The following is a 25,629-nucleotide window of genomic DNA, read 5'->3' on the forward strand; positions in this document are numbered from 1 at the left end:
GCAGAGGTGGGACACTCGGCACGTGGATGTGCGGCGCAAGAACAACGTCAAGGTGGTCGGGGCAATGGACGGTCCGACGGTGATGCTGGCCCACGGCTTCGGGTGTGACCAGAACCTCTGGCGTTTCGTGACCGAGCGGCTGGCGCCGAATTTTCGGGTGGTGTTGTTCGACCATGTCGGGTCCGGGGCGTCGGATCCGTCTGCCTGGGATGCGGCGCGCTACGGGTCGCTAACGGGATATGCGTCCGATGTGCTCGACATCGTTCGAGAATTGGACTTGCAGGACGTGATTTTCGTCGGTCACTCCGTGGCGGCCATGATGGGTGTGCTTGCCGTCGCGGCGGATCCGAGCCCGTTCGCCGGACTGGTTCTGCTCACCCCGTCGCCGCGCTACATCGACGACGACGACTACCGGGGCGGGTTTTCGCGCGCCGACATCGACGAACTCCTCGGATCGCTGGAGAGCAACTATCTTGGCTGGTCCCAGGACATGGCGCCGGCCATCATGGGCGCACCGGAACGGCCCGAACTCGGTGACGAGTTGACCGACAGCTTCTGCCGGACAGACCCGGCCTGCGCGGCGGTCTTCGCCCGCACCACGTTCTTCTCCGACAACCGCGCAGATCTGGGCCGCGTGTCCGTGCCCACACTGGTCATCGAATGCGCGCGGGACACTCTGGCGCCACGGGAGGTCGGCGCCTACGTCCATCACCACATCCCGGGCAGCCGGCTCGTCACCCTCGATGCCGGCGGCCATTGTCCCCATCTCAGTGCCCCGGATGCCACCGCAAACGCGATCGCGGCTTTCGCCGGTCGACGATGACGCCGCCTCAAGACCCGCCCGACGAAGACATCGAGGACCTCTACGAGAACGCGCCGAGCGGGCACATCTCGATTCGGCCCGACGGTCGCATCGCATCGATGAACACCACGCTGTCGCACTGGTTGAAGCTTGAGCGGACTGCCTTGTGCGGCAAGGAATTTGTGGAGCTACTCAGCGTCGGCAGCCGCATTCACTACGAAACCCACTTCTCACCGCTTTTGCAGATGAACGGGCACCTCGCAGGCATCGCGGTCGAGATCGTCGCGTCCGACGGGGCACGTCTGCCGATGTTCTTGTCGGCCAATGTCAAAGCCGATTCCAGCGGGCACCCGGTGCTAGTGCGAATCACCCTCCAGGACGCCCGCGACCGCCGCTCCTATGAAAAAGAACTCCTCGAGGCGCGGCGCCGCGCGGACCACGAGCGTGCCCGGGTGCAGGAACTGGCGGCGACTCTGCAGCGCTCGCTGATCCCGCCGTCGCTGTCGCCCCCGGAGGGGCTGGACGCGTGCGCCCATTACCATCCGGCGTCTGCCGATGACGTCGGCGGCGACTTCTACGACCTGTTTCCGCTCGCTCGCGACGCGTGGGGCTTCTTCCTCGGCGACGTGTCGGGTAAAGGCGCGGGCGCCGCTGCGATCACCTCGTTGACCAGGTACACGCTGCGCGCGGCGGCGGTGTACGACGACGACCCGGTGAGCGTGCTACACAACCTCGACACCGTGCTCAATCATGAGTTCCACGGCGACGATCCCCGGTTCTGCACCGTCATCTTCGGGCTGCTGAGGTACGCCGCCGACGGAGCCGGCGGATTCGACGTCGAACTGGCCGCCGGCGGCCATCCGCCCGCACTGCTGATCGGCGCAAACGGAGAGGTGCGCTACCTGGAAACGCCTGGCGGCCAAGCGATAGGACTTCTGTCGACAGCCCAGTTCACTTCCGCGCGTGTACGTCTGGTGCCCGGCGATACGCTGGTTCTCTACACCGACGGCTTGACGGAGGCCCGGACAGCTGCAGGCTCACGGTATTACGAAGACGCATTGCTCGAATTCGCCGCCGATCACGGTCCGACATCACCCGCGGCCATCGTCGACGCGATCCGCGCTCTGCTCGACAGTTTCGGCAGCGGTGTCGAGGACGATGTGGCAATCATGGCACTCGGCGTGCCGGCGTCAGCACATGTTGACAGCCTCGGAAAGGACACCGCCTAGGCTAGGCGAACGACGTCGCCTCACGCGCCGCAGAAGTCGCCGCAGAGTCCGCCGGTGGGGTATCGGCATTCGAGGCATCGGTGAACGGGTCCTCACCGGAGAGCACCGAGGCCGCCTTTGCGCTGTCGAAGTCGTTCTCCCACTTGCCGATCACGATTGCCGCCAGGGCGTTGCCGAGAACATTGATGAAAACCCGGCCCTCGTTGAGCAGTCGATCGATGCCGACGATCAGGGCGAGTGCGGCCAGAGGAACGTGACCGACCGCGGTGATGGTGGAGGCCAGCACGATGAATGCGCCACCGGCGATGCCCGCCGTGCCCTTGCTGGTCAGCATCATGATGCCGACCATCACCAATTGTTGTTGCCACGACAGGTCGATACCGACGGCTTGGGCCAGGAACAGCGACGCCATCGTCAGATAGATCGCCGAGCCGTCGAGGTTGAACGAGAATCCGGCGGGAATCACCAGTCCGACAACGGGTTTGCCGACGCCGAGGTGTTCGAGCTTGCGGAGCAGCTGCGCCAGCACGGCCTCGCTGGAGCAGGTGCTCAGGGCGATCAGCAGCTCGTCCTTGAGGTAGCGCATCAGCGCGAACACGCTCATTCCGCAGAGGCGGGACACGATGCCCAGGATGACGATCACATAGACCACACAGCAGCCGGTGAAGAGGAGGATGAGGTAGCCCAGGTTCTGCAGACTGGAAGCGCCGTACTTGGCGACGACCGAGGCCAGCGCGCCGAACGTGCCGATCGGCGCGAGCCGCATCACCCAGGCGACGATCTTGAAGACGACCCCGGACAGGGCCTGGATGGCGCGGGTGATCGGCGCGCTGCTCTCGCCGGTGACGTTGAGCGCGCACCCGATCAGGAGCGACACCACCAGCGCAGAGAGGATGGCGTGTCCGGTGATCGCGCCGAACAGAGAGTCGGGAATGAGACTGGTGATGAACTCGACCACCCCGATGTTCTGGTGGGCGTCGACCCCCGGGATCTTGCTGGCGTCAAGGGCCGACACGTCGATGTTCATACCGGCGCCGGGCTTGAAGATGTTACCCACCACGAGGCCGATCAGCATCGACAGCAACGACAACACGATGAAATAGCCGATCGCCTTGACGCCGATACGACCTGCCTTTCGCAGGCTGTCCATGGACGCGATGCCGACGGTGACGACGCAGAACACGACGGGAACGACGATCATCTCGACCAGCCCGATGAACCAGTCGTTCAACGGGCTCAAGGCGGCACCGAACTTCGGAGCGACGAGGCCGACGGCGATGCCCAGCACACCGCCGATGAGTACCTGGAACCACAGTTCGCGAATCAGCCGGCCGAATCGAGACCGCCGAGGGCGGGCTCCGGCAGCTGGGGCCGGTACGGGTGCAGACATGGGACGGGCTCCTTTGCGCATCGCTCAGGTTGGGTCGGCCTATCGGGGTGTGCTGTCGGCGCGCGGTTCAGTGAAGCGCGCGCAACACCTTGTAGAACGCGCTCTTGGCCTCGAACCCGATTCCCGAGATCTCGGTCAGCCCCACCCGCGAGTCCGTGACGACGGCGTCGTCGGCGAAACCACCGGTGGGCTGGAATTCGCCGGGGTAGGACTCGTTGCCACCGAGCTTGAGGGCGGCGGCGATGTGCAACGAGAACTGATGGCCGCCATGAGGAATGCATCGCCGCGACGACCAGCCGTGCTGATGCAGCATCTCCTGCACCCGCAAATATTCGGTGAGGCCGTAGCTCAGTGCCGGGTCGACCTGGATGTAGTCACGGTCGGGGCGCATCCCGCCGTAGCGGATCAAGTTCCGCGCGTCCTGTACGGAGAACAGGTTCTCCCCTGTCGCGATGGGTCCGGCGTACTGCTCGGACAGCACCGCGTTCAGCCGGTAGTCCAGTGGGTCCCCCACCTCCTCGTACCAGAACAGCCCGTACGGCTCGATGGCGCGACCGTACTGGAGCGCGGTGTCGAGGTCGAAGCGCCCGTTGACGTCGACGGCGAGGCGCGAGCCGTCGCCGTCGAGTACCTCGAGCACGGCCTCGATCCGGCGCAGGTCCTCGGCCAGGTCTGCGCCGCCGATCTTCATCTTGACCACGCGGTACCCCATGTCGAGGAAGCCGCGCATCTCGTCCTGCAGATCACCGAGCGACTTCCCCGGCGCGTAGTAGCCGCCGGCGGCGTAGACGAACACCGAGTCATCGGGCCGGCCGTCGCCGTGCCGCTCGGACAGATAACGGTAAAGGGGCTGACCGGCGATCTTGGCGGCAAGGTCGAAGAGCGCCATGTCCATCACGCCGACCGCAACGGAGCGTTCGCCGTGCCCACCGGGCTTTTCGTTGTTCATCATGATCGGCCACGCCAGCGTTGGATCCAACTCACCGGCATCGTTGAGCAGGCTCTCGGGCTCGGCGTCCAGAAGCCGTGGGATCGCGCGGCGGCGCAGGATCTCGCCGGCGCTGTAGCGGCCATTGGAATTGAATCCGTAGCCGACGATGGGCTGGCCGTCACGCATCACATTTGACACCACGGCGACGATGGAGCAGTCCATCGAACTGAAGTCGATCCAGGCGTTGCGGATCGACGAGCTGATGGGCACGACACCGTCGTGGACTGCGGTGATCTTCAATTTCTTCTCTCTCGTAATTTATAAGATATGAGATGTTAGATCTGATGCTAGGCTTTGTGTGACCGCCGGCACAAGCGGGCAGGGAGGCACCATGACAACGCCGCAGATCACGAACGTGTTCTCCTCCAAGAGTGACGTCGCGTATTTCGAGCTGCGCCGCCTCATCCTCACCGGTGCCCTGCCCGCCGGCTCCCGGCTGCAACAGTCCGAACTCGCTGACCAGATGGGAATGAGCATCACGCCGCTGCGGGAGGCCATCCGCAGGCTCAGCAGTGAAGGCCTGATCGATCTGGACACGCACCGCGATGCCCGCGTCGCCACGATCAGCGCACGGGAAGCCAAGCAGCTCTTCGAGGTCCGACTGTCACTGGATCCGGCCGGAGTCGGGCTGGCCGCCGCGCACCGCACCACCGACGACATCGCCGCGATGCGCGCCGCCGTCGCGCGGCTGCTACCGGTGACCCGCCAGTGGGGCGAAGACGCGCTCGTCGCGCATCGCGAATTCCACCGCGCCGTCTACGTCGCCTCGCACAACGATGTGTTGATCAGGATGCTCGACGACTTGTGGGACAAGTCCGACCGCTACCGTCGGCTGGGGTTGGAGCTTCCGCCCGGCGACGAGCCCCGCACCATCGATCTCAACGAGCACCACGAGATCCTGGACCTGGTCGTCGCCCAGGACGCCGGAGCCGCCGCGGCATTGACGCGTCGGCACATCGAGAAGAGCCTGACCGCCTCGGCCATCGACGCGCTGGAGGATCGCGATCGGCGCGGGACGCAGACCGCCTGACACTCGGATGTGATCAGCCGCTACTGCGCCAGCAGGTTGACGAGTCTGGCGAACACGTTGGGCAGTGCATGCGCGACGGGGGACGGCATCCTGCTGAACTGCGTCTGCCCGGGCGCCATCGTCACCGCCAGCTTCACCGAGAACCTCAAGGACATTCTGGCTGCCGACGGCCTGGATGCGACCAATCCGGTCGACGTATGACCGGGATCGACAACAACTTTGATCAGCCGTGCGGCCTCGGACGGCCGGGCTGCCGGAGGAGATCGCGTCCATCACGACCTATCTGGCCTCGCGGCGAAACGGCTACGTCACCGGCGCCACGGTCAATGTCGATGGCGGATCAGATTTCGTCTAGGTCGCGAAGCTGCCCTCGAGGCGACTGCGCGAACCCGGGTGGACGAGGCGCGCAACGCTGACCAGTCCCTGCGACGACCAGGTGCGGCGCCGGATCAACAGGCATGGTTCGCGAGCCGATATGTTGAGCAGCCGGCATTCTTCGCCGCTGCCGCGGACCGCCTCGACGATGTGCTCGCCGCGGACCAGTGGCGACACCGCACTGAGGTAGCTGTTCGGCGTCATCTTCGTGAAGTCCTGGTCGAGATAGCCGGGAGCCGCCACCGGATTGACCACCCGGTCTTCCAGCTGGATGGGGACGTCATCCTCGTAGTGCAAGAGCATTGAGTGAAAGACGCTGCCACTGAAGGAATCCCGCAGGACCGGCGCTACCTTGCCGGCGTCCTCGCGGGACAGATGGAGCACCGCGGTGCGGTGGCGGTGGCCGCGTTTGGCGATCTCGTCGGCGATGTTCTTCACCTCGAATAGCGGTGACGCAGACTTGATCGGCGCGACGAAGGTGCCCAGGCCCATCACCCGCTTCACGACACCCATGTTCGCCAGTTCGCGCAGCGCGCGGTTGATGGTCATCCGGGACAGCCCGAGTGCGCTGACGAGTTGGCTCTCCGACGGCAGCTGGTCTCCCTCCGCCCAACGGCCGGAGTCGATCTGGGCGGCGACGAGCTTCTTGACCCGCTCGTAGGCAGGCAATGTGTCGGGCGCGTGCCGAAAAAGGTCGGCGAGCTCAGATTGTCCGACGCCGACCATCGTCCCCACCTCCGCTACAGCGGCCTGCTGTTGACACGCCTGTATAGACAGGACTATACAGACATAAAGTGACGCAGCACACATGCGTCCGCACCATCGCGTCTCTTACGAAGGACGAGCGTCCATGACGGACCAACCCACTACCGATTCAGCCCTGGCCATCGAGCGTCGCACGATCGATGTGATTCCCGATGACGAGCGTCATGGGACGCCGCGTAACCAGTTCACGCTGTGGTTCGGCGCCAACATGCAGATCACCGCCATCGTGGACGGCGCCCTGGCAGTGGTGTTCGGCGCCGATGCGATCTGGGCGATCGTCGGACTCCTCATCGGCAATGTGCTGGGCGGCATTGTGATGGCATTGCACTCCGCTCAGGGGCCGCGCCTCGGACTGCCGCAGATGATCTCCAGCCGTGCACAATTCGGGGTGTACGGCGCGGTGGTGCCGCTTCTGCTTGTCGTCCTGATGTACCTGGGCTTCGCCGCGACCGGCACCGTGCTGGCCGGTCAGGCGATCGGCCAGATCTTGCACGTCGACAATCCGGCGGTGGGGATCATTGTCTTCGGCCTATTGACCGCCGTCGTCGCGGTGACCGGATACCGGCTGATCCACACCGTCGGACGAATCGCCTCCGTCGTCGGCGTCCTCGGATTCACCTACCTGGCCATCCGGCTGTTCGCTCAGTATGACGTCGCATCCGTCGTCGGCGTGAAATCGTTCGACTTCGTCACCTTCCTGCTGGCGATCTCACTTGGGGCGGGCTGGCAGCTGACCTTCGGGCCATACGTCGCCGATTACTCGCGATACCTGCCGCGCAATACCAGCGACCGCGCCACCTTCTGGTCGACGCTGGCCGGCAGCGTCATCGGCTCATCGTGGTCGATGACGTTCGGCGCGCTGGTGGCCGCTGTCGCCGGCGACGCCTTTCTCGATGATCAGGTCGGATTCATCGGCCACCTGGCCGGTCCTGCCTTGGTGTCATTGCTCGTCTATCTGGTGATCGTGGTCGGAAAGCTGACGGTCAACTGCTTGAACGCCTATGGCGGTTTCATGTCGATCCTCACCACGGTGACCGCGTTCAACCGCCAGACGCGCATCTCGTCGGCCGCTCGCGCCGCCTACATCGTCGGATTCACCGCCGTCTCCGTGCTGATCGCGCTCGCCGCCAGCGCCGACTTTCTGACCAACTTCAAAAACTTCGTGCTGACCCTGTTGATGGTCTTCACGCCATGGAGCGCAATCAATCTCACCGATTACTACGTGATCTCCCGGGAACGCGTCGACATCCCCGCGCTCTACGATCCCGAGGGCCGGTACGGACGCTGGAACGTCACCGCACTGGCCTGCTACGTGATCGGCATCGTGGCCCAGATTCCGTTTCTGGCCCAGACGATGTACACCGGGCCGATCACCGGAATGCTCGGCGGAGCCGACATCTCCTGGATCGTGGGATTGGTCGTCACTGCCGCGCTCTATTACCCGCTGGCCCGGCGCACGAGCAACCCGCCGGACTCGATGATCTACCCCGGCGCCGGTGTGACGATGCGGGCTTGACCGCACTCGTGCTTTCCGGGGCTGCCAACATGTGATGACGCTTTCAGGAAGCCTACGAAAGGTCATCACATTGACTGTCACCGTCGTCGACGCGGGACCCAACCAGATCAGCCGATCGGTTGAGGTCACCGCGCCGGCAGCCGAGCTCTTCGCTCTCGCGTCAGACCCCCGTCGTCATCAAGAGTTGGACGGCTCTGGCACCGTCCGAGGCAATATCAAATGCGCCGGACAGCTGGTCCCCGGCTCGAAGTTCTCCACGAGGATGCGGATGCTGGGGCTCCCCTACCGCATCACCAGCACGGTGACGGCGGTCAAACTTGACGAACTCTTCGAATGGCGCCATCCGGTGGGCCATCGCTGGCGCTGGGAGTTCACCGCCCTGACGCCCACCCTCACCCGGGTCACGGAAACCTTCGATTTCCGCGACGCCGGGCCGATCAAGAACCAGCTGAAGTACTACCAGCGAACGGGGTTCGCCAAGAGAAACGCAGCGGGCATCGAGGCCACACTGACCAAGTTGCACGCCCGCTACAACCACTGACCTGGCGGGTATCAGCCCGCCAGGCAGAGGGGCTCAGCGTTCCGTGCGACCGTGCCGTGCGGGGTCGTACACCAAGGCCAGAATGCCGAGCGCCAGAGCGCCCACAAGCAGCCCGAAGTCGCGCAACGCCACGTCGTAGAAGCCGGAATACGTCAGCAGATTGACGATGATTCCGGCCAGCCATGCGGCGACAACGTAGGCGGCATACCGCGGCTTGACGGCGACTGCCAGGCCGGCAACGATCTCGACGACACCCACCACAAGCATCGTCTGATACGCGGTCAGCGGGCTGATGTCGACGATCCACGGCGCCAGGTAACTCTCCCAGTCCGCTAGCAGGTTAGTGAATTTATCGATACCGAACACGATCGGCAACACCGCGAAACCGATCCGCAGGAGCAGGAACGCCCCGTAGGCGGGGTCGCTGCGGGCTCGTTGCAGCGCGCCACCCGAGTTCGGCTCGGTCGACCGGGGCAGGTGTGAGGTTGCCATTGGGGTTTCCTTTCTAACGGTAAAGGCCTTCTATTTTAGAAAACAACCGCGCGCTTCTTTTGTCAATAGTTATTAGTGTTAGAGTCGGGCCATGGGCACCACGCGAGCCGCCGAAGCGGCGCGGTTGACGGCGCTGAGCAGCCTTGATGATCCGCTCCGGCGTCGGCTCTACGAGTACGTGGCGAACCGCGACGAGCCGACCTCGCGGGATCAAGCCGCGGAGGATGCGGACATCAGCCGGACGCTGGCGGCCTATCACCTCGACAAACTGGCCGACGCGAAGTTGCTGGCGGTCAGCTACATGCGGCCGACGGGCCGCGGCGGCCCCGGTGCCGGGCGGCCGGCCAAGTTTTACACCCGGGCTGAACAGGAGATGTCCGTCAGTGTGCCGCCGCGCGATTACGAGCTACTCGCCAGACTGCTCGTCTCGTCGATGGAGCAGGATGCGACCGGAGCCGTGCGCGCGGCAGTCAACACCGCAGCGCGCGAGGCAGGCCGGCGGGCGGGGGGCCGTGAAAGTCCTGGCGGCATCATGGCGGCCCTGCGGGATGCCGGGTACCTGCCGCAGATAGACGAGGATGGTTGCATCATCCTGCGCAACTGCCCGTTTCATGCGGTGGCACGCGATCATGTCGACGTGGTCTGCGGGCTCAACCTGGGACTGATCGAAGGCGTTATCGCCGGCGCAGGGCAGGACGCGCGAGCCGAACTGGCCCCGCGGCCGGGCCGCTGCTGCGTGGTCGTACACGGGGGTGCCGAACACTAGATGCGTACTCATGCACGGGAGGTGTTTTCCCTATTCAACTTGAAGCGTCATGTCGGCACTAGGAACAGACAGTGACGACGTCACCTGACTCAATCAGCGCCGTCGGCGCCGGAGATGGTGTTCCTGCACGGCGGTGGCCGAGGTGGGTGCAGGCGATCACCGTCAACCTGCGCGGCCATGGCGAATCCGACTGGTCCGACGACGGCGATCGCGTCACCAGCTTCGCCGGCGTCGTGCTGGAAGTGCTGCGTCACCGCCTTCTGGCAGGGGAACCGCGTTGCGGATACCCACGTTCATGAATGACCGCATGACGTCGGGATCCAGTCACTGGACGAGGTCGCTCCTCTCCCGCTTCACGCTGATCGATTTCATCGATGTCGGCGGCGCCGGGCACATGGTCGCCGGCGATCGCAACGACGTCTGCGCCGGGGCCGTCGCGGACTTTCTCGACAGCCACGCCGAAGATCAGTGATCGGTCCAGATATCGTCGCAGATAGGAGAATTCGTGCACGCCAAACGCATCACAGCCAACCTTCGAGTAGCTCAAATCGATTCGGCGAAGAGCTTCTACACCGACTACCTCGGACTGAGCACCGAAGAATTCAACATGGGATGGGTGGCCCGCTACACCTCTCCTGACACCGGCGTGAACGTTCAACTGGTCACCCGCGATACGAGTGCGGCCGAAGACGCGGTCATCTCCGTTCACACGGATGACGTCGACGGCGCCTACGACGAAGCTCAGCGGCTGGGCTACGAGATCGTGCACCCGATCACGACGGAGCCGTGGGGTGTGCGCCGGTTCTTCGTCCGGGCCCCCGACGGCAATGTGATCAATGTTGTGCGCCATCGGGATTGAGGTATTCCTGCCAGCCTCACTAATCCTTGTCGCGCGGCGGCGGCCGGTTGATGACCACGGGGAACTGACCGGGGAAGCCCTCGCGCTCCTGCGCGACGGCCAGCACGCCGGACCGCACGGCGGACCAGCCGACCACCAGCGCCGGGATGATCAGCACCAGGGAGGCCACCGCCCACGTGCCGATGGGCGGATCTAGTGCCATCAGCACCAGCACCCCCAGACGGAAAGCGAGGGTGATGTAGCTGGTGCACGGGGTGCCCGGCAGCCGGAAGGACGGACGCTCCAGCACGCCCCGCTTCGAACCGTTCTCCGTCAGAAGCATTGGCGGATCAGTCCTCGACGAAAGTGACTGTCTCGTCGAGCGGTGCCCGACCCGTGCGGATGTGACCCACTGTGCGGTCCACGTATCCGATCGACATGCCGCAGAAGAGAATCAGTTCATCCGGGGGCGACAGAGCGTCTGCAACGGTGGTGCGAACCTGCGACCACGCCATCTGCGGACAGCTGTGCAGCCCTTCCGCGCGAACCAACAGCATGACGGTCTGCAGGTAATGCCGACGCCGGCCCACTGGGGCATCCCCAGGTCGCGGTCGATGTAGCAGAACAGGGCGACGGGCGCGCCGAAGCAGTCCCAGTTGCCGATGGCCGCTCGCTGGCGCGCCTCCCAATCCTCGCGGCCAATGCCGAGGGCGCTGTCGCGTTCCCGGCCGAAGGCGGATCGGCGCTCGCTGTAGGGCGATTTCAAAGCCTGCGGGTACATCACGAACTCCCGTTCGTCCCAGGGTTCGCCGGCCGCCACGCGCTCTACCGCGAGCTTCTTCGCCTGGCCAGCGGCGCCCCGGTCATCACATAGATGTGCCAGGGCTGCAGGTTGGATCCGGACGGCGCCCACGCCGCGGCGGACAGCACGCGCTGCAACACCTCCTTCGAAACGGGCTCGTCGGTGAATCCGCGCACTGGGCGTCTGCTCGTGACTGGAGCCCGGCGGCACATTTGAGCGGATCAGCAATCGCGGCGCTCGAATCCACGGGTTGCGACACGGTCACGGAAGCATTGCTATCCAGGTATCATTGGTCACTCTGCCACGTTGATCACTAACGTCACATCAGCCCAATGCCGACGTCGTTGCGACGTCCCGCCCCTGGAAGGTGTGATATGTCGCCGCGTCGCGGAATCGGTTCCGTATCGATGGCGTCGGCGGCCGCGCTCGGACTCGTCATTGCCGCCGGCATTGCGCCGCCGCCGGCGATCGCCGAGCCTTGCACAGGTGGCGCAGCGGCGGCCACCCCGCCGGCGGCCACTAACGCGGGAGCGACCCCGGAATTACCCGGCGCGTCCGACGGCCGACCGACAGGACACCGGCCGCCGGGTGCGAATGAGCACGCACCCAAACCCAAACTGGGACTTCTACCTGCGATTCTCAGCGCACTCACGCCGCGCTCGACCACGCCACGCTCGGCGCAGGTGCAGCAGCAAGCAGCGGTCGCACCGTCGCCCACTCCCCCGGCGGCTGATCAACAGTCGCCGAACGTCACTCAGCCCGTCCCGGCCGCAGCCGCGCCGCCCGCACCGGCAGCACCACCGGGAACGTCGATCGTCGGCTGGGTGACCGGACCGGACAGCCCCAACGACACCATCGGACGTTTCGCCATCACCGGCACCGACCTCGGGGTCATGTGGGACAACGGCAATCCCGCCTCTCATCAGGTGCTGATGGCCTTCGGGGACACCTACGGTTACTGCAGCGTCCACGGTCAGCAATGGCGGTACAACACGTTGTTCCGCACTCAGGACGGTGCGTTGGCCAAGACGATCAGCGTCCCCAACGGCGTTGTCTCCAACCAATACTCAGGTTCGCCGCTGTGGGCCCCGGGCCTTTCCAAGCAGATCATCAACAGCACCAAATGGGCGCCGACGGAGACGGGAATCATCCCGACAGCCGGCGTGGCCGCCGGCAGCGCCCAGTACATCAACTTCATGTCCATCAAGAACTGGGACAACAACGGCTCATGGACGACGAACTTCTCGGCGATCGCGGTGTCCCCCGACAACGGTGAGCACTGGGGCGTCTACCCGGGTTCCGTGCGGGCGCCACGACCGGACAGCGTCCCGGGCGCCACGTACGTTCCCGGAAACGAAAACTTTCAACAGGGAGCGTTCCTCAAACCTGGGCCCGGCGACCCTTACCTCTACTCGTTCGGAACGCCGTCCGGACGCGGAGGGTCGGCCTACGTGGCACGCATTTCCCCAGCATCGGTGCCAGACCTCAGGACATACGAGTACTGGAACTCCGACAGCGCATCGTGGGTGCCGGGCAATCCCGCGGCCGCCACGCTGGTCATCCCCGGACCGGTGGGCGAATTGTCGGTGCAGTTCAATACCTACCTCAAGCAATACCTGCTGCTGTACTGCAATGCCCCCAACGACGTGGTGATGAGGACTGCATCGGCGCCCCAAGGGCCATGGGGCCCAGAACAATTGCTCGTCACATCGGCGGAGATACCCGGCGGCATCTGCGCGCCGTTCCTGCATCCCTGGGCGACGGGTAAGGAACTGTACTTCAACCTGTCTCTGTGGTCGGCATACAACGTGATGTTGATGCACACGGTTCTGCCATAGGGGCTGCCATGGGCCGCTGGGTTTCAAAATCACGACCGTAATCAGCCGGTAGGCGTTACTGTCGTCTTGCCCTCGCAACCGATTGCTGGGAGACGACATGAGCGGCTACAAAACCGTGGTGGTCGGCACCGACGGGTCGGACTCGTCGCTGCGTGCGGTCGACCGAGCGGGCGCGGTCGCCGCGCAAGTAGGTGCCAAGCTGATCGTCGCCAGCGCACACATACCCGCCGTCGAAAAGGGTGGCTGGTCACGACCGCCGTCGCACGATCACGTGTCCGACCCCCGCGCCGCCGACAGCCTCCGCGGCGAGGGCTACATGTTGCATGGGAGCGCTCCCGTCTATGCGATCCTGCGAGAGGCGCACGACCGGGCGAAGGCCGCCGGTGCTCATGACGTCGAGGAGCGGGCGGTCGAAGGTGCACCGGTCCACGCGCTGGTGAAGCTGGTCGAGCAGGTCAACGCCGACCTGCTCGTGGTCGGCGATGTGGGACTGGACTCGGTCGCCGGCCGGTTACTGGGCTCGGTGCCCGCCGACGTCGCCCGCAAGGCCAGAATCGACATCCTGATCGTCCACACCGCCGAGTAAGGCCGGCGTCAGTCCCTCGTGACGTCTGCACCGGAGCGGTACTTCTGCCACGGCCAGCGTCCGGTGATCTCGAGTTCGAGTGAGAAGCTCAGGAACGTGCGGATCGCGACGATGCCCGCGAGTACGGCGACACTTTGTGCGTCCGGCGTGACAGCCACCGTTCGGATGATGTCGGCGGCGACCAGGAACTCGAGACCGAGGAGGATCGTCCGCCCGAGCTGCTCGCGAAAAAGTCGGTACGTGCCAGTCGATTTGCGGATCACGTGACCGACCGCGATGCCGGCGGCCACCACCGCTCCGATCGCGATGATCGCCACACCTGCGCCGTCGATCACCTTGCCGACGGTCTCGATGGTCTCGATGAACCCCACGACTGGAGGCTAACCGCCGGACAGTTCGCCGACACGGTTGCGGCGAACGTGTGCGTGTCGCCGGGCCGGCGCGCCGACACGAACCCGCCGCCGCCGCTGTCGACGACGACGAACGCCGGCCTGCCATTCGTCGCGGAGTCCCGCAACATTCCGAAGTCTTGAGGCGCCAGTCCGTGGAACCCACTGCGACGTCACAGAAGTCGTCGGGACTTCGCAGCGCCCGGGTCACCTCCGCCTGCACCGACATGAACCCGGACGGATCACCGGGCCGCCTCGACGTAGGTCCGGTGTAACCGGGGTCCCAGAATCGCGTCACGCGGACCAACCGCCAGGCCCGACGCTCCAATTCCCATGTCAGCGCGGTGGTCTTACGGCCATGGAGCACCGATCGGCCAGTCGCGGGATCGACGGTTCGGGCGGCGAGCAGCACTCCGTGGCAGATGGCGGCCACGAGGAGTGCTCGGGTGAAAGCCTCGGAGACGAGGCGTTGCAACGCCTCGCTCTCGATATAGCTGCGCATCCACCGCGCCCGGTGGCCGCCGGGGAGCAGCAGCCCATCGACACCGTCGAGGTCGGTATCGGCCCAGGCAGCGGGTTGCCGGTATTCCGGCGACGCCAGCATCTGCCGGTAGGCGTCGCGTGCATCGCGATTCGCGCGCAGTACCCGACCGACGATGACCATCCGGCTCAGACCAGGCAACGGTGACCAGATGTCCAGGCCACGACCGGTGGGCATGATGTCGTCGGCAGTCGCCCGGCCGCCGCTTTCGGTGCTGAACACGACGGCGTGCCCGCGCGCGACCAGCACCTGCCAGCTGACCGCGACCTCGCTCGGGTCGAAATCGGTGTCCGGAATGGGCTTCAGGACGGTGGCCACGAGCGTCAGCATGTCATGCGAGATGCCGTCCCGGCCCGTCCGACGCCGGCGGGATACATCGGCCAGCCAACGCGTTGAGACGCGCCTACCGATTGTGCACGGCGATCGCCCGGCCCGGCGGTTCGGGCTGCGGAGTGAAAGCGACTCGCACGCAGGTGATTCCGGCTGCTGAATGACAGCGGTGGTGTGCAGCCCGGGCGGATCCGGCTGCGGGTCGAACACGGAGGCGGTTCCCGGGGCCCACGCGAGCCCGCTCAGGGCAATGCCGCCCGACAGCAGTGCCCCGGCCTGCTATCGATCCCAACATCACCGCAGCCGCAATGGCCCGACCCGTCGTATGGATGGACGGATGACGCACCGTCGGCAGCTACCATTCGCCTATGCCACTGGGCGACGGCCAGCTATTCGCGCAGTACACCGTGCTGCGGTGCCTCGGCTCAGGGGCGATGGGCGAGGTGTACCTCGTTCAGCACCCGAGGTTGCCGCGCCGTGACGCCCTGAAGGTGCTGCCGGCCGAGTTCACGACCGATGACGAATACCGCGCGCGTTTCGATCGTGAAGCGGACACCGCGGCGACTCTGTGGCATCCCCACATCGTCGGCGTGCACGACCGCGGTGAGTTCGAAGGTCAGCTGTGGATCACCATGGACTATGTCGAGGGAACCGACGTGGCCCGCCTGCAAGAGGACCGGTACTCCAGGGGGATGCCGCCCGACGAGGTCGTCCGGATCGTGACGGCGGTCGCCGACGCCCTGGACTACGCCCACCAACGTCAGCTATTGCACCGTGACGTCAAACCGGCCAACATACTGCTGTCACAGCCAGAGAGCGGCAAAGAGCGAATTCTCCTCGGCGACTTCGGTATTGCCCGCAGGATCGATGACGCCAACAGGCTGACCAGCACCAGTATGACGGTGGGAACCGTTGCCTACGCCGCACCAGAACAGCTGATGGGTGAACCACTCGACGGGCGGGCCGACCAGTACGCCCTGGCGGCATCGACTTATCACCTGCTGACCGGCACCACCCTGTTTCAGCACCCCAATCAGGCCGCCGTCATCAGCCAGCACCTCACTGCGCCGCCGCCGCCGATCGCCCGCCGACGACCGGAACTGTCAGGGCTCGACCCGGTGCTGGCCAAGGCGCTCGCCAAGTCTCCCGACGACCGCTACGCGTCGTGCACGGATTTTGCGGAGGCTCTCGCGCGCAGCCTCGGCCCGATAGTCGGCGAACCTGGTGCCGACGAGGCGACGGAGGCCGCACGTCCGGCTTCGGCTCGTCATCGCCAGCCCAGTGCCAGACCCACAGCGCGGTCGAAGCCGCGGATACGAGCCGCTGCCCTCATTCCCGTTGTTGCGATCGGGTTGATTGTGATTGGTGGGCTGGCGGCAGCCTGGTTTGTCATGGATGGCCATCGACAGGCACCTGTCGCGAAACCGGCGAGCGCGAAGCCGCCTGCGACCGGCGGTGCGCCGGCGATTCCGGTCGTCCTGATCGGCGCCGACTGTGCAACCCTGGGCGCGGCGGGCCAATCGACAAGCGGTGCGCCCGCGTTCTGCCAACGGCTGCCAAGCACCGGGGACATGATGTGGTCGTTATACAACAGCGACGTGCCTGCTCCGACCGTCGCCGCCGGGCCTACCGACGACGTATACGCACCGGGTATCGAGCAGCAGGTCCAGGTCTGCGTGCAGGAGACCGGTCAGACCCGGGTGCAGTGCCGCGAGGACATCCGGCGAGGCAATCTGGTCGGGCCCGCCTGAGCGGGCGACGGTCTCGGGTGCGAGGGGTCCGGACATACCACACAGTCGGCTGTGGTCGACTTTGACGAGGTGATTCACATCAATGCGAGCAATCACGGAGAACCATCGTAATGACCGACAACCAGATCAGTACTCACACAGAGCTTTTCGACCTCAGCGGCAAATATGCGCTGGTCACTGGTGGCACCCGCGGCATCGGCATGATGATGGCGCGCGGGTTGCTGCAGGCCGGTGCCCGCGTGGTCATCAGCTCACGCAAGGCCGACGCGTGCTCAACCGCCGAAAAGCAACTGTCAGAATTCGGCGATGTCAAAGCGATTCCGGCTGATCTCTCTCGACACGAGGAATGCCTTCGGCTCGCCGATCTGGTCGCCGGCGACTCGGAAAATCTGCATGTGCTCGTCAACAATGCCGGCGCAACGTGGGGCGAACCGCTGGCGAGCTTCCCGGACCCGGCATGGGACAAGGTGCTCGACCTCAACCTCAAGTCGCCGTTCTGGCTCGTGCAGGCGTTATTGCCGGCGCTCGACCGAGCAGCCACAGCAGATGACCCCGCCCGGATCATCAACGTAGGCAGCATCGACGGAATCCATGTCCCTGCGCTCCCCGTGTACTCCTATGGCAGCAGCAAGGCCGCGATACACCAGCTGACCCGCATGCTTGCCCGCGAACTCGGGCCCCGGCACATCACGGTCAATGCCGTCGCGCCGGGCCCGTTTCGTTCAAAGATGATGGCGGCGACGCTCGATGCGTTCGAGGAGACCATCGTGGCCTCGGCACCGCTGCGCCGAATCGGGCGCGACGACGACATGGCCGGCATTGCGGTGTTTCTGGCCAGTCGGGCGGGCTCATACCTCACCGGCGCGATCGTTCCCGTCGACGGCGGCATCGCGACCACGGCGTAGCACCGTCATCGGACGAAAATTGGGATCGGTAGCCACCGCCGCTGGATGTACTTACCGCCATGACGAGGCCGACCCGGCGCCGCACCATGAAAAGGAACCCAGCAATGAACATCGTCCCTGCCCGCATTCAGGAGCACGTCAACCGCGTCGACCGCACCCGCAGCCTCGCGATCGGGATCTCCGCCGGCCTGACCGCGCTGTGGAGCGTCTACCGGCTGTGCTGGCTGCTCTACACGGCAACGACGTTCTCCAGCGTGGGCTGGTCGCCGGTCTCGCTGGTCTTCCCGTTCGTGCTCTGGGGCGCGGTCGGTGTGGTCACGGCGTTCGTGTCCGTCGCCTTCCTGATGCGCTACTCCAAGCAGCCCTGAATTTGAGGGGTACAGAAGGGGCCGCAGATATCTGCGGCCCCTTCTGTCATCGGCGCGGTAGCACTTCCGTGATGGATGCGCTCCTATGCTTACGCATTGTCTGCTTTCCGGAGTTGTCCGCCGCTAGCCGATAGAGGGGAAACGGGTGGATCTAGACGTCGAAGGTGTGGCCCAGTTGGTCTCGACCGGGCGTCTGCCCGGCCGGAACGACGTCGAGTCGCTGGTTCAAGCCGCGCATCAGCGCTACCGGGCGGATACCGGCGGAACCGTGGCCGATTACATTCCCGTGCTCGCGCAGGTGGACCCGGACTTGTTCGGCGTATGCGTTGCCGAAACGGACGGCGGACTCCACCTCGCCGGCGACACCACCGTCGAATTCTCGATCCAGTCGATATCGAAGGCGTTCGTCTACGCGCTCGTGTGCGAGGCGTTCGGCCACGGTGTCGTGCGGGATCGGATCGGCGTAAACAACACCGGTCTGGCCTTCAATTCCGTTGTTGCGATTGAAATCAACGACGGGCACCCGATGAACCCGATGGTGAACGCCGGTGCGATCGCGGCCACCGCACTGATGCCCGGAGACACCGTCGACGAGCAGTGGCGAAACATCCGCCTCGGTCTGTCCCGCTTCGCCGGACGCCCGTTGGAACTCGACGACGTCGTGTACCGATCGGAGTCGGGGACCAACCAGCGCAACCGTGCGATCGCCCGACTGCTGGAGAGCTACGCGCGCATCGACCTCGATCCGCTCGCTGTGGTTGACGTCTACACGAAGCAGTGCGCGTTGCGGGTGACCGTCGCTGATCTCGCGGTCATGGGTGCCACGCTCGCCGACGGAGGAGTGAATCCGCAGACCGGTGAGCAGGTGGTGTCGGCCCTGGTCTGCCGGGACACCCTGGCGATCCTCGCCGCCAACGGCTTCTATCAGCGGTCCGGCGAATGGTTGTTCGAGATCGGTCTGCCCGGTAAGTCAGGGGTATCCGGAGGCATCGTCACCGTGGCGCCGGGTAAGGCCGGTATCGGTGTCTTCTCACCCCGGCTGGACTCGGCGGGGACCAGCGTTCGGGGCCAACGCGCCACCGCCTACCTGTCCCGGGTCCTCGGGCTCAACATCTTCGCATCCGACGTGAACGCACCCCGATGACCTCGCCCATGTTTCTCGATGGCGAACTTGCCCTCCTTCGCCAGATGTGTCAGCGCGCGGATTTTCGGGACGAACACCCCGACGAGGCCGATGCGTCGGCCGGACGGCCTCTCACCAATAGCTGATGGCACCCTCGAACAGGTTCGCCAACAACGCTTTATCGCTGTCGATGGGCGCATTCTTCAGGAGCCGTTGTTGAGGCCAGGCGCCGTTGGCGAGGATGGTGCAATCCGCCTCGCCATAGCCCACAGCCGACAGCCCGTTGGGCATGCCCACTGCGTGCATCAGCCGGATGAGATCCTCGGCCAGTACGGTGCCCGCGTCCTCGGGGCCGACGTCGCCGACGTCCGCGCCGAGGTGCCGGGCGGCTTCGACGTGGCGTTGCGGATCGGTGGCAGCAGTGTGGCGGAAAACGGACGGCGCGTTGAGGATTACCGCCATGCCGTGGGGCACCAGGGGTTCGGACCCCGGGTAGCCGCTGGGGTGGAACTCGCGCACCTGCCCGGCCACCGCGTACGCCATGGCATGCGGCATGTGCACTCCCGCGTTGCCGAACGCAATGCCGGCGAGGGTCGCGGCCCACATCGTCTGCTCACGCGCTTCGCGGTCGGAGGCGTCGCTGACGGCGCGTTCCAGATATCGACCGAGCAACCGCATGGCCTCCGTGCTCCCCAGGTCGCTCCACGGATTGGCGCCCTGGCTCATCGGCCGGGCACTCGGCCGATCGGGCGCTGACCGGCGGACGAAGGGTCGCGCGGTGAAGGATTCCAACGCGTGCGACAGCACGTCGAGCCCACTGCACGCGAGGACCTCGGCGGGTAGGGTGTCGGTGCAATCAGGATCGACAAGTGCTTCGCTCGGACGCAATGCGGCAGAGGCGATTCCGGTCTTGGCCGACATCGACAGCAGATCAAAAATGGCGATACCGGTCACTTCGCTGCCGGTTCCGGAAGTCGTCGGGCAGGCGATGTGCGGTTTCAAGGGCCCGGGCACCGGCGTTCCGTCGCCGACAGGCGGGTTGACGTACGACAAGAACTCCGCCGGATGGGTGGCATAAAGATTGGCCGCCTTGGCCGAATCGATCACCGAGCCGCCGCCCACGGAGACGTAACCGTCCGGGGCCACCTCCGTCGCGAATGCTGCTGCTCGAGTGAAGGATTCGTCCGTAGGCTCGACATGGACTTCGGTATAGGGAATGACATCGATGCCCGCTGCCCGCAGCGAGCGCTGCGCCGTGTCGAAGACCGACAGCCGGGCCACATCGGGATCGGAGAACAACGCCACCCGGTTCATCCCGAGAGCCCGAGCGCGGTCCCCTAGTTCCTCGAGGCAACCTCGACCGAAGGTGATCCTGGATGCGTCGACGGTGAATGCCGTGTCGAGTCCATCACCGGCCGGCTGATAATGACAGCAACTCATCGAGCCTCCCCATTGCATGCAGGTGAGCCATTGACCACGCTACGGCAGCGCGGGGAACGCCGGGACACCGGCGGGAATGTGAGCGGTATCGACATGGAAAGTGACGACGCGATGGCTTCGACGGACACCGGGCTGCAAAACATGCTCGACGAGTTCCACCTGCGCACACTCGTTCACGCCTACTGTCGAGCCGTCGACCGCGGTGACCTCGCGCAGTTGCGGAACCTGTATCACCACGACGCGGTCGACACCCACGGCGGCTTCTCGGCGGGTAGTGCCGACGACTTCCTCAACCAACTCGCCGTCTCGCGCCCCTACATCCGGTCGATGCTGCATCACATCACCGCGGTCAACTTCGCCGTCAGCGGATACACCTCCGAGGGCGAGATCTACACGATCGCGACTCACACCGTTGTCACAGGCGATGGAGAAGTCGACGTCGTGGTCGGCGGCCGGTATCTCGACAAGTACGAGAAGCGCAACGGCGCTTGGAAATTCGTGGATCGGGCGATCGTCACCGACTGCGCCTATGTGAACGACCCGTCGACGCTGGACCTGAGCCACTCGATCACGCGAGACACTCCCCGAGGGGCTCTCGACGCGAACGATCCGTCATACCGGTTCTTCTCACTGCTGAACTCGCAGCAGACTTAGCCTCATGCGCGCTGTGGTCTTCGAGGAGTTCGGTGGTCCGGTGGACGTCCGGTCGGTCGCCGATCCGGTGCCGTCGCCCGCGGGTGTCGTCGTGGAGGTGCACGCGACCGGTCTGTGTCGCAGCGACTGGCACGCCTGGGCCGGGCATGACGACGGGGTGGCGCTCCCCCACGTGCCGGGGCACGAGTTGGTCGGCGTGGTGGCCGCGGTCGGCAACGACGTCCGCCGCTGGACGGTCGGCGACCGGGTCACCACCCCCTTCGTGTGCGGCTGCGGTAGATGCCACTGGTGCCTCGCCGGTCAGGCCCAGGTATGTCCGGACCAGACCCAGCCGGGCTTCACGCACTGGGGCTCCTTCGCGGAGTACGTGGCGCTGCACGCTGCCGACATCAACCTGGTCGCGGTCTCCGACGCAGTTGGCGATGCCGCGGCGGCGGCACTGGGCTGCCGGTTCGCCACCGCCTACCGCGCGCTGAGCGCTCGGGCAGCTGTGAAACCCAGCGAGTGGGTCACCGTCATCGGGGTCGGCGGTGTCGGCCTCAGCGCCGTACAGATCGCCGTGGCGTTCGGCGCCAGGGTGATCGCGGTGGACCGCACCCCAGCCGCGCTGGACCTGGCCCGCAGCCTGGGTGCCGAGCACACTGTGCTTGCCGAGAGTCTCGATGTCGCCGCGCGGGTGCACGACCTCACCGGCGGAGGCAGCCATATCGCGGTCGATGCGGTGGGCTCACCGGCCACCTGCGCCGACGCCATTTACAGCCTGCGGCGGCGCGGACGCCACGTGCAGGTCGGGCTACTGCCCAGCGCGGGCGGGCACCCTGCCGTTCCGATGGACCGGGTGATCGCTTGGGAACTCGATGTGCTCGGCAGTCACGGCATGGCCGCCGTGGATTATCCCCCCATGATGGGTCTCGTCGAAGCGGACGCACTGCGTCCGCAGGCGCTGGTCGAGCGCGTGGTCGGACTGGCCCAGGGTGCGCGACTCCTGCCGTCGTTCGACACGGCCGGTCCCGTCGGCGTCACGCTCATCGACCCCCGGCTGCCTGAATCGGGATGAGCAACCACGCGCCGGCGTGGCCGACCTCTCGGGTTCGGCTGCCCTATCTGGGCAGCGGCACCTCGACGGGGCCCTGCATTTCGATTTCGCTGCTCACCGTGGTGACCCGCCACCTCCCGAAGATGGCCAGGTCGCGCAGCTTCCGCGTTGAGCGCCCTTGGTGCCTGCGGGCCCAGTTCCGAAGTCCGATCCGCGCCAGGCGATTGGCCTCGCTGTACCACAACCACTCGTACAGATCCTTGCCGTGCAGCCACCGCGCAACTGCCTCGGATTCGACGTCCTCCAGATATGGCCGTACCCACGTGACCACCACCCACGCTCGTGACGCTGATTCGGAGTCCAGGACGGTGAATGTGAAGTCGATCGGATCATCGCCGGCATTCATCGTGGTTCGCCGATGCGGCGGTAGCCGACCTCCGCCATTGCTTTCGGCGAGACCGCGAACATGAACCGAGACATTGTGGCAGGACCCTGGACCGCCGACCTCGAAGCGGACCCGGTATTCAGTCGTGTCGCCGAGCCTGATGGTGGGCCCCGCGGAGAATGCGATCACGCCCCCGGCCCAGAACCACCGTGACATCACGAGTCGACTGCCCATCACCAGGAGACGGCGAGCGGCCAGTACCAACGTCAGAGCCGCGACGCTTATCGCGAAGGCGCTTACCAGGAGCTGCACGGGCACAGCCTGACAGACAGCCGTACCGTAATCGGCTACTCACCCAAGATGTGGTCGGCAAGTGGAAGAGTAACGACTCAATTCCACTTCCAACGTATAGCGCACCAAGGGGCTTGCGGCAAGGCCCGGGGTGTGGCGCAAAATTGCGGACCGCGGCCAGGACTGACGGAATGGGAGTAGCGAATTGCGTGATTCAGGTCAGTCGCTTCATGAGGAGCATGTGTCCACCCAGGGGTACGACGAGGAATTGCAGTCCGAGCGGGACTACTTGGCCGGGCTCTACACGCGGCTCGACGCCGAGCGCGCGGGAGTGAAGGGTAGGTACAACGCGGTACTGGGGGGTCCGGTCGATCTCCAGAACGGCGGGACACTCGTCGAGCGCGACGCGGAGGTGCGCGCGCTGGCCGCGAGGATGAAGCGGTTGGACGTAGCGGACAGCGGGTTGTGTTTCGGTCGGTTGGATTCGTTCGCCGGCGACCGATCGTATGTCGGTCGGATCGGCATACTCGACGAGGAGAACGATCACGAACCGCTGTTGCTCGATTGGCGGGCACCGGCGGCGCGCGCGTTCTACATCGCCACCGGGGCGAGTCCGGAGGGTATGCGCCTACGTCGCCAGTTCCGCACCCGAGGGCGCCAGGTGGTCGATTTCACCGACGAAATCCTCGGCCGCCCTGATGATCCAGAGCACGACGACGCCGCCTATCGGGGCGACACCGCCCTGCTGGCGGCGATCAACGCACCGCGCGGCGACGGGATGCGCGACATCGTGGCGACCATCCAGGCCGAACAGGACCAGATAATCCGGCTTGATCACCGGGGAGTACTGGTGATCGAAGGTGGCCCGGGCACCGGCAAGACGGTGGTGGCGCTGCACCGCGTCGCGTACCTGCTGTACACCCAGCGCGACCGCATGCAACGCCATGGCGCTCTGGTGGTCGGGCCCAACCCGGAGTTCCTCGACCACATCGGCCACGTTCTGCCGTCACTGGGCGAGACCGACGTCGTGTTCATGACCACCGGCGACCTCGCACCCGGTCTGCGCGTGACCGCGGAGGACACCCCGGAGGTGGCGCGGTTGAAGGGCTCACTGAAGATCCTCGACGTGCTTGCCGCGGCGGTCGCCGACCGGCAGCGGGTGCCGGTGGAACCGCTGCCGATCAAGCTGACGGACGTCACGGTGCGGATCGATGCCGAGACCGCCGAATGGGCCAGGGATGAGGCGCGCAAGAGCGGGCAGCCGCACAACGACGCCCGCGCGGTGTTCATCGACGTCATCACCTGGGTGCTGACGGAACGCGGAATAGCCCGGATTGGGCGGGGATGGCTGACCAGGGAGGACCGCGGCGTCTGGGAACGGCTGCGGGCAGACCTGATCGACGAGCTCGGCGACAACGAGGCCTTCGGCGCGGCGCTCGACGAGCTCTGGCCGACTCTGACACCGGAAAGGCTGTTGGCCGATCTGTACACCTCGCCCGAACGGCTGCGAGCGGCCGGCGCCGACCAGTCGCTGTGGCGGGCCGACGGCGAATCCTGGACGGTGTCGGACGTGCCGTTGCTCGACGAATTGGTCGACCTGCTGGGCCGCGACAAGGCAGCCGATCGAGCCGCAGAACTCGAGCGCAAGGCCGAAGCCGAATACGCAGCAGGCGTGCTGGATCTCATGGTCGACCGCGAGGACCTGATGGACGACGAGGACCAGCTGCTGGCCCGGGACATGCTCTACGGCGAGGATCTGGCGGAACGCTTCACCGAACGCGACAACCGTGAACTCGCCGAGCGCGCCGCCGCAGACCGGGGCTGGACCTACGGCCACGTCGTGGTCGACGAGGCCCAGGAACTGTCCGAGATGGACTGGCGAGTGTTGATGCGGCGCTGCCCGAGCCGATCCTTCACGGTGGTCGGCGATCTGGCCCAACGGCGTTCCGCGGCCGGAGCGACGTCGTGGGACACGATCCTGGCGCCCTACGTGCCGAACCGTTGGGTTTATCGGGCGCTGACGGTGAACTACCGCACACCGGCGGAAATCATGACGGTCGCCGCGGCGCTGCTTGCCGAGTTCGCCCCCGGCGTTATACCACCGGAATCGGTCCGGTCCTGCGGTGTCCAACCCTGGGCCAGACAGGTCACCGAGGACGAACTATTCACGGCCATGGACGAATTCGTGCGCGACGAGGCCGGCCGCGAAGGCACCGCCGTGGTAATCGGCCCACCGGGGGTGCCCGGCGCGGTGACACCGTCGCACACCAAGGGGCTGGAGTTCGACGCCGTTCTGGTGGTGGAGCCGGAACGGATCCTCGCCGACGGTCCGCGTGGTGCGGCCGAACTGTACGTGGCCCTCACCCGCGCCACCCAACGACTCGGGGTCCTGCACCTGGGACCGTTGCCGCAGGCGCTGACCGGGCTCGTCGAGACCGAGAGGCCGCGCTGAAGC

Annotated in this window: 24 protein-coding genes and 4 pseudogenes; 18 read left to right on the top strand and 10 right to left on the bottom strand. The window is 65.7% G+C overall.

What is annotated here, in order from left to right; translation table 11 throughout:
- Positions 1-22 precede the first annotated feature (22 nt).
- Positions 23-823: an alpha/beta fold hydrolase gene (locus ACVWWN_RS30760; protein ID WP_457147223.1), complete on the top strand. Its 801-nt coding sequence runs from the start codon at positions 23-25 to the stop codon at positions 821-823.
- A complete protein-coding gene (locus ACVWWN_RS30765; RefSeq protein ID WP_457147224.1) occupies positions 820-2,031 on the top strand; it encodes a SpoIIE family protein phosphatase in 1,212 nt (403 codons plus the stop codon). Before ACVWWN_RS30760 ends, ACVWWN_RS30765 begins: the two co-directional genes overlap by 4 nt.
- Position 2,032: 1 nt before the next feature.
- On the opposite strand, the gene ACVWWN_RS30770 is transcribed toward ACVWWN_RS30765, so the two are convergent.
- Together ACVWWN_RS30770 and ACVWWN_RS30775 are read right to left on the bottom strand one after the other, a co-directional pair.
- Positions 2,033-3,421 (bottom strand): cation:dicarboxylate symporter family transporter, encoded by a 1,389-nt coding sequence (locus tag ACVWWN_RS30770; RefSeq protein ID WP_457147225.1) that lies wholly within the window; start codon positions 3,419-3,421, stop codon positions 2,033-2,035.
- A 67-nt stretch (positions 3,422-3,488) separates the two neighbouring features.
- The gene (locus tag ACVWWN_RS30775; RefSeq protein ID WP_457147226.1) at positions 3,489-4,652 is read right to left on the bottom strand and encodes a mandelate racemase/muconate lactonizing enzyme family protein; all 1,164 of its coding nucleotides are present in this window, start codon (positions 4,650-4,652) and stop codon (positions 3,489-3,491) included.
- Positions 4,653-4,743: 91 nt separating this feature from the next.
- Here ACVWWN_RS30775 and ACVWWN_RS30780 point away from each other — a divergent pair, with 91 nt between their 5' ends.
- Entirely contained in the window at positions 4,744-5,442 is a 699-nt protein-coding gene (locus ACVWWN_RS30780; RefSeq protein ID WP_457147227.1) for a GntR family transcriptional regulator, read from the top strand.
- Between the two features lie 21 nt (positions 5,443-5,463).
- A pseudogene (locus tag ACVWWN_RS30785) lies at positions 5,464-5,797 on the top strand (SDR family oxidoreductase); the annotation flags it as partial.
- Here the strand turns inward: ACVWWN_RS30785 and hutC are convergent.
- The gene (hutC, locus tag ACVWWN_RS30790; RefSeq protein WP_457147228.1) at positions 5,794-6,543 is read right to left on the bottom strand and encodes a histidine utilization repressor; all 750 of its coding nucleotides are present in this window, start codon (positions 6,541-6,543) and stop codon (positions 5,794-5,796) included. The pseudogene ACVWWN_RS30785 and the gene hutC sit on opposite strands and share 4 nt — an antisense overlap.
- Before the next feature lie 124 nt (positions 6,544-6,667).
- Between hutC and ACVWWN_RS30795 the strand changes: the two genes are divergently transcribed.
- The gene (locus ACVWWN_RS30795) at positions 6,668-8,098 is read left to right on the top strand and encodes a purine-cytosine permease family protein (protein WP_457147229.1); all 1,431 of its coding nucleotides are present in this window, start codon (positions 6,668-6,670) and stop codon (positions 8,096-8,098) included.
- Positions 8,099-8,168: 70 nt separating this feature from the next.
- Positions 8,169-8,639, top strand: coding sequence for an SRPBCC family protein (locus ACVWWN_RS30800; protein WP_457147230.1), 471 nt, complete (start codon positions 8,169-8,171; stop codon positions 8,637-8,639).
- Positions 8,640-8,672: 33 nt separating this feature from the next.
- On the opposite strand, the gene ACVWWN_RS30805 is transcribed toward ACVWWN_RS30800, so the two are convergent.
- Positions 8,673-9,131 carry a hypothetical protein gene (locus tag ACVWWN_RS30805; protein ID WP_457147231.1) on the bottom strand — a complete coding sequence of 153 codons (459 nt, stop codon included), beginning with the start codon at positions 9,129-9,131 and terminating at the stop codon, positions 8,673-8,675.
- A gap of 91 nt (positions 9,132-9,222) precedes the next feature.
- Here ACVWWN_RS30805 and ACVWWN_RS30810 point away from each other — a divergent pair, with 91 nt between their 5' ends.
- From ACVWWN_RS30810 to ACVWWN_RS30820, 3 genes and pseudogenes are all read left to right on the top strand, one after another.
- A complete protein-coding gene (locus ACVWWN_RS30810) occupies positions 9,223-9,897 on the top strand; it encodes a helix-turn-helix transcriptional regulator (RefSeq protein WP_457147232.1) in 675 nt (224 codons plus the stop codon).
- Positions 9,898-10,011: 114 nt separating this feature from the next.
- Positions 10,012-10,369, top strand: a pseudogene (locus ACVWWN_RS30815) (alpha/beta fold hydrolase).
- A gap of 33 nt (positions 10,370-10,402) precedes the next feature.
- Positions 10,403-10,756 (top strand): VOC family protein, encoded by a 354-nt coding sequence (locus ACVWWN_RS30820; RefSeq protein WP_457147233.1) that lies wholly within the window; start codon positions 10,403-10,405, stop codon positions 10,754-10,756.
- Positions 10,757-10,775: 19 nt separating this feature from the next.
- Here the strand turns inward: ACVWWN_RS30820 and ACVWWN_RS30825 are convergent, their stop codons facing one another.
- Both ACVWWN_RS30825 and ACVWWN_RS30830 read right to left on the bottom strand, forming a co-directional pair.
- Positions 10,776-11,078, bottom strand: coding sequence for a hypothetical protein (locus ACVWWN_RS30825; protein ID WP_457147234.1), 303 nt, complete (start codon positions 11,076-11,078; stop codon positions 10,776-10,778).
- Between the two features lie 7 nt (positions 11,079-11,085).
- Positions 11,086-11,749, bottom strand: a pseudogene (locus tag ACVWWN_RS30830) (nitroreductase).
- 162 nt (positions 11,750-11,911) lie between these two features.
- On the opposite strand from ACVWWN_RS30830, the gene ACVWWN_RS30835 reads away from it, so the two are divergent.
- Both ACVWWN_RS30835 and ACVWWN_RS30840 read left to right on the top strand, forming a co-directional pair.
- Positions 11,912-13,375 (top strand): DUF4185 domain-containing protein, encoded by a 1,464-nt coding sequence (locus tag ACVWWN_RS30835; protein WP_457147235.1) that lies wholly within the window; start codon positions 11,912-11,914, stop codon positions 13,373-13,375.
- 97 nt (positions 13,376-13,472) lie between these two features.
- The gene (locus ACVWWN_RS30840; protein ID WP_457147236.1) at positions 13,473-13,961 is read left to right on the top strand and encodes a universal stress protein; all 489 of its coding nucleotides are present in this window, start codon (positions 13,473-13,475) and stop codon (positions 13,959-13,961) included.
- Positions 13,962-13,969: 8 nt separating this feature from the next.
- Here the strand turns inward: ACVWWN_RS30840 and ACVWWN_RS30845 are convergent, their stop codons facing one another.
- Positions 13,970-14,332 (bottom strand): DUF1622 domain-containing protein, encoded by a 363-nt coding sequence (locus ACVWWN_RS30845; protein ID WP_457147237.1) that lies wholly within the window; start codon positions 14,330-14,332, stop codon positions 13,970-13,972.
- A gap of 391 nt (positions 14,333-14,723) precedes the next feature.
- A pseudogene (locus ACVWWN_RS30850) lies at positions 14,724-15,221 on the bottom strand (type 1 glutamine amidotransferase domain-containing protein); the annotation flags it as partial.
- A gap of 368 nt (positions 15,222-15,589) precedes the next feature.
- Here ACVWWN_RS30850 and ACVWWN_RS30855 point away from each other — a divergent pair.
- From ACVWWN_RS30855 to glsA, 4 genes are all read left to right on the top strand, one after another.
- Positions 15,590-16,972, top strand: coding sequence for a protein kinase domain-containing protein (locus tag ACVWWN_RS30855; protein ID WP_457147238.1), 1,383 nt, complete (start codon positions 15,590-15,592; stop codon positions 16,970-16,972).
- Between the two features lie 110 nt (positions 16,973-17,082).
- The gene (locus ACVWWN_RS30860; RefSeq protein WP_457147239.1) at positions 17,083-17,877 is read left to right on the top strand and encodes an SDR family oxidoreductase; all 795 of its coding nucleotides are present in this window, start codon (positions 17,083-17,085) and stop codon (positions 17,875-17,877) included.
- A 104-nt stretch (positions 17,878-17,981) separates the two neighbouring features.
- Complete coding sequence (locus tag ACVWWN_RS30865) at positions 17,982-18,245, top strand: hypothetical protein (RefSeq protein WP_457147240.1); 264 nt, start codon at positions 17,982-17,984, stop codon at positions 18,243-18,245.
- Between the two features lie 145 nt (positions 18,246-18,390).
- A complete protein-coding gene (gene glsA, locus ACVWWN_RS30870; RefSeq protein WP_457147241.1) occupies positions 18,391-19,389 on the top strand; it encodes a glutaminase A in 999 nt (332 codons plus the stop codon).
- A gap of 111 nt (positions 19,390-19,500) precedes the next feature.
- On the opposite strand, the gene ACVWWN_RS30875 is transcribed toward glsA, so the two are convergent.
- Positions 19,501-20,808 (bottom strand): hydroxyacid-oxoacid transhydrogenase, encoded by a 1,308-nt coding sequence (locus ACVWWN_RS30875; RefSeq protein ID WP_457147242.1) that lies wholly within the window; start codon positions 20,806-20,808, stop codon positions 19,501-19,503.
- A 30-nt stretch (positions 20,809-20,838) separates the two neighbouring features.
- Here ACVWWN_RS30875 and ACVWWN_RS30880 point away from each other — a divergent pair, with 30 nt between their 5' ends.
- The gene (locus ACVWWN_RS30880; RefSeq protein WP_457147243.1) at positions 20,839-21,462 is read left to right on the top strand and encodes a nuclear transport factor 2 family protein; all 624 of its coding nucleotides are present in this window, start codon (positions 20,839-20,841) and stop codon (positions 21,460-21,462) included.
- 4 nt (positions 21,463-21,466) lie between these two features.
- Complete coding sequence (locus ACVWWN_RS30885; RefSeq protein ID WP_457147244.1) at positions 21,467-22,519, top strand: zinc-dependent alcohol dehydrogenase family protein; 1,053 nt, start codon at positions 21,467-21,469, stop codon at positions 22,517-22,519.
- A 43-nt stretch (positions 22,520-22,562) separates the two neighbouring features.
- Here the strand turns inward: ACVWWN_RS30885 and ACVWWN_RS30890 are convergent, their stop codons facing one another.
- Positions 22,563-23,195 carry a hypothetical protein gene (locus tag ACVWWN_RS30890; RefSeq protein ID WP_457147245.1) on the bottom strand — a complete coding sequence of 211 codons (633 nt, stop codon included), beginning with the start codon at positions 23,193-23,195 and terminating at the stop codon, positions 22,563-22,565.
- Positions 23,196-23,415: 220 nt separating this feature from the next.
- Here ACVWWN_RS30890 and helR point away from each other — a divergent pair, with 220 nt between their 5' ends.
- Positions 23,416-25,626 (top strand): RNA polymerase recycling motor ATPase HelR, encoded by a 2,211-nt coding sequence (gene helR / locus ACVWWN_RS30895; RefSeq protein WP_457147246.1) that lies wholly within the window; start codon positions 23,416-23,418, stop codon positions 25,624-25,626.
- The last annotated feature ends 3 nt before the right edge of the window (positions 25,627-25,629 follow it).

This window comes from Mycobacterium sp. URHB0021 (assembly GCF_054057895.1).

What these genes read in the sequence shown, in the direction of transcription:
- hutC (WP_457147228.1), bottom strand. Translation starts at nt 6,543, where the DNA reads ATGGTCGGCGTCGGACAATCTGAGCTCGCCGACCTTTTTCGGCACGCG.
- ACVWWN_RS30810 (WP_457147232.1), top strand. Translation starts at nt 9,223, where the DNA reads ATGGGCACCACGCGAGCCGCCGAAGCGGCGCGGTTGACGGCGCTGAGC.
- ACVWWN_RS30770 (WP_457147225.1), bottom strand. Translation starts at nt 3,421, where the DNA reads ATGTCTGCACCCGTACCGGCCCCAGCTGCCGGAGCCCGCCCTCGGCGG.
- ACVWWN_RS30780 (WP_457147227.1), top strand. Translation starts at nt 4,744, where the DNA reads ATGACAACGCCGCAGATCACGAACGTGTTCTCCTCCAAGAGTGACGTC.
- ACVWWN_RS30865 (WP_457147240.1), top strand. Translation starts at nt 17,982, where the DNA reads ATGAACATCGTCCCTGCCCGCATTCAGGAGCACGTCAACCGCGTCGAC.
- ACVWWN_RS30875 (WP_457147242.1), bottom strand. Translation starts at nt 20,808, where the DNA reads ATGAGTTGCTGTCATTATCAGCCGGCCGGTGATGGACTCGACACGGCA.
- ACVWWN_RS30795 (WP_457147229.1), top strand. Translation starts at nt 6,668, where the DNA reads ATGACGGACCAACCCACTACCGATTCAGCCCTGGCCATCGAGCGTCGC.
- ACVWWN_RS30855 (WP_457147238.1), top strand. Translation starts at nt 15,590, where the DNA reads ATGCCACTGGGCGACGGCCAGCTATTCGCGCAGTACACCGTGCTGCGG.
- ACVWWN_RS30885 (WP_457147244.1), top strand. Translation starts at nt 21,467, where the DNA reads ATGCGCGCTGTGGTCTTCGAGGAGTTCGGTGGTCCGGTGGACGTCCGG.
- ACVWWN_RS30825 (WP_457147234.1), bottom strand. Translation starts at nt 11,078, where the DNA reads ATGCTTCTGACGGAGAACGGTTCGAAGCGGGGCGTGCTGGAGCGTCCG.
- ACVWWN_RS30765 (WP_457147224.1), top strand. Translation starts at nt 820, where the DNA reads ATGACGCCGCCTCAAGACCCGCCCGACGAAGACATCGAGGACCTCTAC.
- ACVWWN_RS30835 (WP_457147235.1), top strand. Translation starts at nt 11,912, where the DNA reads ATGTCGCCGCGTCGCGGAATCGGTTCCGTATCGATGGCGTCGGCGGCC.
- ACVWWN_RS30805 (WP_457147231.1), bottom strand. Translation starts at nt 9,131, where the DNA reads ATGGCAACCTCACACCTGCCCCGGTCGACCGAGCCGAACTCGGGTGGC.
- ACVWWN_RS30860 (WP_457147239.1), top strand. Translation starts at nt 17,083, where the DNA reads ATGACCGACAACCAGATCAGTACTCACACAGAGCTTTTCGACCTCAGC.
- ACVWWN_RS30840 (WP_457147236.1), top strand. Translation starts at nt 13,473, where the DNA reads ATGAGCGGCTACAAAACCGTGGTGGTCGGCACCGACGGGTCGGACTCG.